The 6,406-nt window shown below is 44.4% G+C and carries 5 protein-coding genes; all 5 read right to left on the bottom strand.

Annotated elements, in window-relative coordinates; translation table 11 throughout:
• Positions 1 to 78: 78 nt before the first annotated feature.
• The 5 genes from F6K52_RS30075 to pilM all read right to left on the bottom strand — a co-directional run bounded on the left by F6K52_RS30075 (position 79) and on the right by pilM (position 6,252).
• Positions 79 to 363 carry an HU family DNA-binding protein gene (locus F6K52_RS30075; protein WP_293087446.1) on the bottom strand — a complete coding sequence of 95 codons (285 nt, stop codon included), beginning with the start codon at positions 361 to 363 and terminating at the stop codon, positions 79 to 81.
• Positions 364 to 915: 552 nt separating this feature from the next.
• A complete protein-coding gene (locus tag F6K52_RS30070; RefSeq protein WP_293087441.1) occupies positions 916 to 3,312 on the bottom strand; it encodes an AMIN domain-containing protein in 2,397 nt (798 codons plus the stop codon).
• 279 nt (positions 3,313 to 3,591) lie between these two features.
• Positions 3,592 to 4,347, bottom strand: coding sequence for a GspMb/PilO family protein (locus F6K52_RS30065; RefSeq protein WP_293087436.1), 756 nt, complete (start codon positions 4,345 to 4,347; stop codon positions 3,592 to 3,594).
• Entirely contained in the window at positions 4,344 to 5,144 is an 801-nt protein-coding gene (locus F6K52_RS30060) for a PilN domain-containing protein (protein ID WP_293087432.1), read from the bottom strand. The genes F6K52_RS30065 and F6K52_RS30060 overlap by 4 nt, the downstream gene beginning before the upstream one ends.
• Positions 5,145 to 5,148: 4 nt before the next feature.
• Positions 5,149 to 6,252 carry a type IV pilus assembly protein PilM gene (gene pilM / locus F6K52_RS30055; protein WP_293087427.1) on the bottom strand — a complete coding sequence of 368 codons (1,104 nt, stop codon included), beginning with the start codon at positions 6,250 to 6,252 and terminating at the stop codon, positions 5,149 to 5,151.
• Positions 6,253 to 6,406 lie beyond the last annotated feature (154 nt).

Below are 6,406 nucleotides of genomic sequence, written 5' to 3'. Positions count from 1 at the left end.
TAGCCTGGGCAGCAGCACAGGCTAAATTTCCCCCGTGAGTTGGTCGTTTCAAGGACAAGTTTGTGACTGAATCAGGGATTACTCCTTGGGTGGTGCCACTTTCTCTTTAAAGACCTTACCAGCAGAAAAGGCTGGAACCTTAGTTGCTGGAATTTCCATCTTTTCACCGGTTTTGGGATTGCGACCCTCACGAGCCTTACGCTCCCGGGATTCAAAGGAACCAAAGCCCACTAAGGTAACTTTATCACCCTCGGACACTGCTTCCATAATCGTTTCTATGGCAGCACTTAGTACTGCATCAGCTTGTTTTTTGGTGACAGTAGCTCTTTCCGCCACTTTATCGACTAATTCACCCTTATTCATTCAAATCTCCTTGTTTTTTAGATCATCCAACCAGGGTTTTCGACAAAAAAATCGCTGCAACACTCGCAGCTTCTATGTTTCACTGCATTATTCTAATGTTTGCAATGCCGATATGGATCGTTGAATGCTTTAATTTATATAGATTTCAGAATTTTGCCCCAGAATGGTACCCTAAATTTATGCCTTAGGGAGTAGGCAATCATAATTTTTGATTATCAATCATTGTTAATGATATATAATTAACTATTTTACGGTAAACCCCCCGCTCTAGGCGTGCTTGGTAGGTCTGCTATGGGATAGCAGAAGTCAGAGCCTGGTTTAGATATTGACACTAACCCTTAGAATAAGGTATAATTATAGGCTTATAAAAATTACATAAAACCAAGGCAATAAAATTCTCAACCAAAAACAAATAAACACGTAAAAGTTTCAAAGCCTAACTATTCTCACCACTAAAGTAGGGGGGAGTACTCAAATCCATAAGTTAACTAACCCCGAGCAATCCCTCGCTCGGGGTGATAAGTGTTAATTGACGTTTACCTTACCTTTCCCTTAGTTACCTGGAGACTGAAACCCTCCCCGGTTTAGCATTTGACGGGCATCCCGTCCAGGGGTGTAGCTGTAACCATAACCACCATTGCGGTCTGTGTCATCCATAATTTGAGGGGTCACGAGGATAATCACTTCACTACGCTGATTCTGCTTATTGGTGCTTCTGAACAGAGCACCAAGTAAGGGAATATCTCCCAAAATTGGCACCTTCGATACTGTTGTGCGGTCAGTGTCCTGAATAATGCCAGATAGTATTAACGTCTGACCATCCCGCAGACGAACTAATCCAGAGCTTAGTTCTCGGCGACTGAGGAATGTGATTTCGTTTTGTGCATTATCACTGTTAAATTCTTGAGTTCCCGAGGGAGCTGTGATCACAGGAGATGTCGATAAAGTGATAAAACCATTATCGTCAATTCTGTCAACATTCACCGTTAGGGTTAAACCAGCCTCTTCAATAACCGGGGTGATGGTTCTAGTGGCCACACCACCGTCTAAGTCTATATCTGTCGTTACACTAGTCAATACCTCCTGAACCAACTTGACACTAGCTTCCTGTCCTTCTTGGATCACTAAAGTCGGATCGGTGAGAATCTTGGCGTTGCTGCTCTGTATCTGAGCATCCAAGGTTAATAAAAACTTATCAGGGAACTCAAATAAGGAAGGGAGCTGAAAGGTAAATTCGTCATCCACATTTGACACACCTGGCTGGAATGGATTACTATTTCGACCAAAGCCGGGACGGGCAAAAGGTGATGGAATATTACCTTCAACGAAACCATCAACGATATTATCAAAGGGAGCATTTTGTCTATCGAAGAATATATCACCATTTCCCTCTGGGTCGGAGAATTCAAATGGCGCAACAGTGGGAAACTGACCAGTAACCACAGTGTCTCTACTGGGGGGATTAACCCTACCGAAATTAACGGCTGCAGCTCCGCCATCACTGACTACAAAGGTATCATTAATCCCGAAGGAGAAACTGGCATTATAGGCATCGGTTCCAGACAGGTTAACATCGATAATCTTGACATTTACCGCCACTTGACGGCGACGAGCATCCAACTGTTTGAGTAAAGATGTGGCAATTTCAATTTGCCTGGGCTCACCCACCAGAGATATGGAATTAAGTCGCTCATCCGTAGATACTGCTAATCCTTCTAGCAACAGTGCCCCTTGGCTACCATCTTCCCGCTCAGCGGTAACTGGTTGAATTTCTGGGGCTCGTTGGATTTGTCGCACCACTCGTTGGGTTTCAGGATCGATGATTTCTTCCGTCTCGCTTACTACCTGTTGCACTTCTGCTCCCTGAGTGGCTAAGAAAGTAGCAGCCCCTTGGGCACTGGCTTGATTGAGCCGTAGAGTACGACTAATTAGATTACGAGCAGCTTGAGGGAGTTTTGCCCCAACAAAAATTGTGCTTCCCCGACGGTTAGCCTGAAGACCAGACAGCTGGAGAATATAGTTGAAAGCATCTTGCACCGGTTCGTTTTCTAAATCAATAGAAATGGTGAACTGTGCTACACCCGAGTCTTCATCTGACTCAGCAAAGGCCAGATTGAGTCCAGCAGAACGAGCCAACAGAGACAATACTTCTCGAATCGGTGCTTCTCGTAATACCAAACGGGGCACTAGAGTTGCTGTTCCTAGATCTATAGTGCTAGCAGCAGCATTAATATTAGAAACAGCAATATCCCCTACTGGTGGTGCTACTGCTCTAGGTAAGAAGGGGGGCGCTGGGGCAATCGGTTGCACCGCATTAGCTGGAGCTGCCGGTATCCCATCAATAAGAATTTCTGGCTCAGGTACCAGCACATCTGGTTCAGGAGCCACGATTTCTGGAGGTTCAGGAGTTTCTGAGGGGTTAGCCTCTGTCTCTGGTTCGGAAAGTTCCGCCGGTTTCTCCATCTGTTCCGTTTCAGCATTAGGAACTTGAGCCAGCTTCATCACCGATGAGTCTTGGATAGATAATATCCCCTGATTCTCAGTAGTGGTGTCAATGCCTAAGGTAATTCCCTGAGCATCCCTTTGGATCAGTGAACTGATTGGGAGTTTGTCAGTGCCTCTAATCGTCACCCTGACCCGGTTATCATCCAGTTCCTTAACCGCAACGGCACTGATATTGGGTAGGGGGTTAGTCTGACGGAAGTTAGTCCCTTGGGGCAAACTCAGCTGGGTATTAACCAGATCAGCAACCAACACATTACCTTGGTTAACAGCAAAAATCTGTGGACGCTCATTATCCCCTTTTGTCTCAAGTTTCAGTTCCAGTTCACTCCCCTGCTGGTTGAACCGTATGGCACTAACTTGGCTTGCTGCTACTACAGGCTGTGTTGCCCATAAAGCCACTGCTGTAGCGGCGAACACTCCACCACATACTTGAATCTGTCTCACGGTCACTTCCTCAAATCTCCTGACTCAAATCACAGAAATTATGTCATATTAAGGGCTATTGACAGTTGACTATTGACTATTGACCGTTGAGACGTTAAAGAGAAAAAACTAAACACTCAACAAACAAGAACAACAACAACCATGCCAGCTCAATAAAACAGTAGGTTATCCCAATTTCTAACAACTTGCCTAGCGATCAATTCCCCTATCTTGCCATCTCCCCATCATTACCATGATTAATTGGTAGCAAGAATGCAGCAAGACTAAAGGCACTTAGGATTATTTCTTATTACCTGACTGTTTCTTATCCTCCTTTTCCCCAGCTTTTTCTTCCTCCTTATCCAGATCTCTAGCAGGCATGAGAGCTTCCAGGGTTAAGCTGGTTTTAAGCTTAGGTTGAGGACCAGGAACTACTCTACCTTGCTGTAGCACTAGTGTTTGCGGTTCACTGATTTGAGCTTCTAGGTCTTTGATCAGCAACATCGACTGGAGCCGCTCAAAGCTGCGCATAATTGACTGCACTTGTTGGAAGCTACCCTCAATTTCCACATTGACAGTTCTCCGTTTTAATTTTCCATCAACTAGAGTTCCTAGAGAACCATCATTAACTATATTGATTCCCTCAGAATCTGGCTCATATCTAAGTAAAGTGCCTCTAGTATCCTTAACAAAGGTATTGAGATCAAGCAATAAAGTATCTAGACTTTTTTCTGTAGAAAACAAACTCAAAACCCGACGGTTTTGCTGCTTTGCTTGCTTTAGTTCCTCCTCTTTATCTTTAATTTTTTTCTGGAGTACTTCGGGATTTTGGAGGTCATTTTGCTTGCCTGATAAATCATTTCGTAAAGTCTGATACTCCTGCCAAGCCGGTAACATCAGGTTCATGGCTAAATAGACAGCAGCTGCCAGACCAAGAATACCAAAGGCAATCCCAGAAACTTGGGGAGTAAAAGTAATACCGAAGGCAGTAGGATACTCAGGCTCTTCCTCCTGACCTTCAACACTCATAAACTCGTCATCAGTAGCATAGGTCATTGTTGAATCACTCCTTGAGATTGAAGGTTTCTAATCCGAGTCACTAATCCTACTGCTCCTTTACGGTCTAACTCTTTTAAGATTTCAGAAGCGGGGATATCACTCAGTTGAGTTTTAATAGTGTATTCTACCACTTTTGGTAGGGTATATTTTACCTGAGTTACTAATTCTTTTTGACTCTCAGGAATTTCTAATTTGCTGGGATTATTGACTAACTGAGCTTTGATGAGTTGAGTATCATTTTTGTCGAAAAAGGAAGAATTCTGTAGCGTCAGCAAAAAGTAATTCACATCATCAAAGCTTCGAGCTGTACCGGAAATATCCAGCTCGAGTTTAGGTCGTGAGTTAGCGTTAGACTCATCCTTAGAAGCGTTTTTGTCAGTGACTTGCTGTTGCTCGATGTCTTTAATTTGGACTCCGGGAGGAGTGCGCTCACGAATGTCCTGTAACATCGCTGACCAAGGCTTAATTTGATTAAAGACACTGGCAAGAGCATTAGTTTCGTCGTTGACCAGCTTGAGTTCCTTGTTTAGCTTACTAATTCGTTGCTTTTGTGCCCCCAAGGCTGCCAGTTTCTGGTCAACATCAGCAATTTCCTCCTTCAATCGGGCGTTTTGATGTTGGAGAACCACCCAAAAACCTCCCACCAATCCAGGTAGGATTAGGCCCACTGCAGCTCCAATCAGTAGAGGGGTCATTTCCCCTAAGGCTATCCCTTGTCTACCGCCGACCTCCTGAGGGGACTTAATCTCCTCAGGATTTCGGTCTTTTAAAAAATTAATATCAAGACTATACATAGTGCTATACCTCTCGTAATCCTAATCCAAGCACAGTTCCTAAGCTCGGTCGTTGCACCATCGGAATATCTTTCTCCACTTCTAGGGAAAGAGCCGCCACCGGATCCACCTGAATCGTGGGCAAGCTTAACCGTTGGGTAAAAAATTCATCAAGTTGTCCGATACCACCCCCAGGACCAGCTAGTAGGAGTTGGGCTACTTCTAGATTGTCCATCTGATTGAGGTAAAAATCGATAGAGCGCCGTAGTTCATCAGCAATTTCTCCCAAGACTTGGATCAGAGCTACCATACCTGGATTTACCCCGGTCGAGCCAGTGCGCATGCCATCAACTGGAGTACTGGGAATAGTCATCCCCTGGAGCAGTTCAGTGTTTCTAGAGGCTGGTAAATTCATCGCCCGTGATAGAGCGCTCTGAAGTTGGTAGGTACCAATGGGAACAGTACGGGAAAACTGCGGTACACCATCTACAATAATGGCAATTTCAGTACTATCAAATTCAATATCTACCAGAACGGCTGCCTCTTGGGAAGGAAATTGACGCAGTTGTTCTCGGATAGTCCGAATCAGGGCAAAGCTATTAATTTCGAGTACATCTACTTGTAACCCTACCTGCTCAAAGGTATCGAGATAGCTATCGGTGATTTCTTTGCGAGTAGCCACCAACAGGACTTGCACCTTTTCGATTCCATCTTCATCCACAAAGAAGCCAAGCTTCTGATAATCCAAATCTACTTCTTCCCGGGGATAGGGCAAATATAAGCCAGCTTCATGGTTTAGTACCATATCCCGAAGCTCGTTATCATCTAGCTCAGCAGGAATGGGAATAATCCGAATTACTGCTTCTCGCATTGGTAAAGCAGTGGCAACCCGCTCCACTTTCACTTGACTCTCCTGTAGGGCTTCTCGAATCAGTTCCGCTAAACCAGGGGAATCAACAATTTGTCCTCCTTCCCAGATCCCTTCTGGAACCTCATGAGAATATAGGGTTGTAGCTTTTAGGCTCTGACCTTGCCGCTGCAATTGAGCAATATGAATTCGTTCTGGGGCTAATTCTATACCAACACCTTGCTTGCGGCGGGAAAATAAATTTTTAAGATGGTTAACCATATCTAGCAAAGGGAACAGGGAATAGGGAATAGGTAATAGGGAATAGGGAGTAGGGAGTAGGGGATCAAAAACTATCTTATTTAGATACCAGTAGATACGAGATCTGAGTTAGGTAGATCGGGGTTTGAACATTAGGTTGCTTTTGGTTGCTTTT

The sequence above is a fragment of the Moorena sp. SIO3H5 genome (genome assembly GCF_010692395.1).
Taxonomy (GTDB): domain Bacteria; phylum Cyanobacteriota; class Cyanobacteriia; order Cyanobacteriales; family Coleofasciculaceae; genus Moorena.
This window is presented reverse-complemented; position numbering and strand designations above follow the sequence as displayed.